General features: G+C 71.5%; 1 protein-coding gene. It reads left to right on the plus strand.

Annotated features, from left to right (window positions below):
- Positions 1-208: 208 nt before the first annotated feature.
- Positions 209-2,145: methylmalonyl-CoA mutase family protein (locus ABZ641_RS34230; RefSeq protein WP_359988234.1), on the plus strand; the 1,937-nt coding region annotated here is incomplete at its 3' end.

Raw genomic sequence — 2,145 nt, forward strand, 5'->3', positions numbered from 1 at the left:
GCGTGCCCGTCCCCCCGGCGGGGGTCCCGGCGTCCTGTGGGCGGCGGACGCCGGTGGCCGGGGGGCGAAAACGGCCTCGTACACCACCCTTCCGCTGTCCGCCGTCCGGGCGACATGTGCGTCTGGTCACATCGCTCCTCACAAAAATGCTAGGACGTCCTACTATATTTGGTGAGTAGTCTCCGCCGAACCGACATGAGGGTCCTCCATGAGCGATCTGCACCGTCCCGTGCACCCCGTCCGACTGGTCACCGCGTCGGCACTGTTCGACGGGCACGACGCGTCGATCAACATCATGCGGCGGATCTTCCAGTCCCAGGGCGCCGAGGTCATCCACCTCGGACACAACCGGTCCGTCCAGGAGGTCGTCGACGCGGCCCTCGAGGAGGACGCCCACGGCGTGGCCGTCTCGTCCTACCAGGGCGGACACGTGGAGTACTTCGAGTACCTCGTCGAGCGGCTGCGCGAGGCCGGCGCCGAGCACATCCGCGTGGTCGGCGGTGGCGGCGGCGTGATCGTGCCCGAGGAGATCGACCGGCTGCGCAGCAGCGGCGTCACCATCTTCTCGCCCGAGGACGGCCAGCGGATGGGCCTGGCCGGCATGGTCAACTCGGTCGTCGAGGACTGCGACTTCGACCTGTGGGACGGCCGGGCCGCCGACCTGGACGCCCTGCTCGCCGGCGACCGGTTCGCGATCGCCCGCAGCATCACCGGCGCGGAGCTGGGCAAGCTGCCCGCCGACTTCACGGAGCGGGTGCGCGCCGCCGCGGCGACCAGGGTGACCCCGGTCCTCGGCATCACCGGCACCGGCGGCTCCGGCAAGTCCTCGCTCACCGACGAGCTGGTCCGCCGGTTCCGCGTCGACCAGCAGGACAAGCTGCGGATCGCCGTCATCGCGGTCGACCCGACCCGCCGCCGCGGCGGCGGCGCGCTGCTCGGCGACCGGATCCGGATGAACTCCCTCGACGGGAACCGGGTCTTCTTCCGCAGCCTCGCCACCCGCGGCAGCCACGAGCTGCCCGAGCACCTCTCCGACGTCCTCGCCGTCGTCAAGGCCGCCGGCTTCGACCTGGTGATCGTCGAGACGCCCGGCATCGGCCAGGGCGACGCGGCCATCGTGCCCTTCGTCGACACCTCGCTGTACGTGATGACGCCCGAGTTCGGCGCCGCCTCCCAGCTCGAGAAGATCGACATGCTCGACTTCGCCGACGTCGTCGCCATCAACAAGTTCGAGCGCCGCGGCGCCAAGGACGCCCTGCGCGACGTCGGCCGCCAGCTCGTCCGCAACCGCGAGGCGTTCGGCACCAAGCCCGAGGACATGCCGGTCTTCGGCACCTCCGCGGCCACCTTCAACGACGACGGGGTCACCGCGCTCTACCAGAGCCTGCGGACCGCCCTCGCCGAGCACGGCCTGCCGGTCACCGACGGAGCCCTGCCCGAGGTCTCCGTCCGCCACTCCTCCGGCATCCGCCAGGTCGTCCCCGCCGAGCGGGTGCGCTACCTCGCCGAGATCACCGAGACCGTCCGCGGCTACCACGCCGAGACCGAGCGGATCACCGAGGCCGCCCGGTCCGTGCAGCGCCTGGACGCCGTCCGCGGCCAGCTCGCCGACGCCGGCCACGACGCCGCGAACGTCGAGGCACTGCTCTCGACCGCCCGCAAGCAGCTCCCGCACGAGGTCAGCGAGCAGATCGACAACTGGCCCGCCGTGGTCGCCTCCTACTCCGGCGACGAGCAGGTCGTCGTCGTCCGGGACAAGGAGATCCGCACCAAGCTGACCCGCGAGTCCCTCTCCGGCAACCGGATCCCGCGCGTCGCCCTGCCCGGCTTCACCGACCACGGCGAACTGGTCGGCTTCTGGCGCCGCGAGAACCTGCCCGGACTCTTCCCGTTCACCGCCGGCGTCTTCCCGTTCAAGCGGGACGGCGAGGACCCGGCCCGCATGTTCGCCGGCGAGGGCGACCCGTTCCGCACCAACCGCCGGTTCAAGCTGCTCTCCGAGGGCCAGCCCGCCACCCGGCTGTCCACCGCCTTCGACTCGGTCACCCTCTACGGCCGGGACCCCGACGAGCGCCCCGACATCTACGGCAAGGTCGGCACCTCCGGCGTCTCCGTCGCCACCCTGGAGGACATGAAGGCGCTCTA

The organism is Kitasatospora sp. NPDC007106 (assembly GCF_040634455.1).
GTDB classification, from domain to species: domain Bacteria; phylum Actinomycetota; class Actinomycetes; order Streptomycetales; family Streptomycetaceae; genus Kitasatospora; species Kitasatospora arboriphila.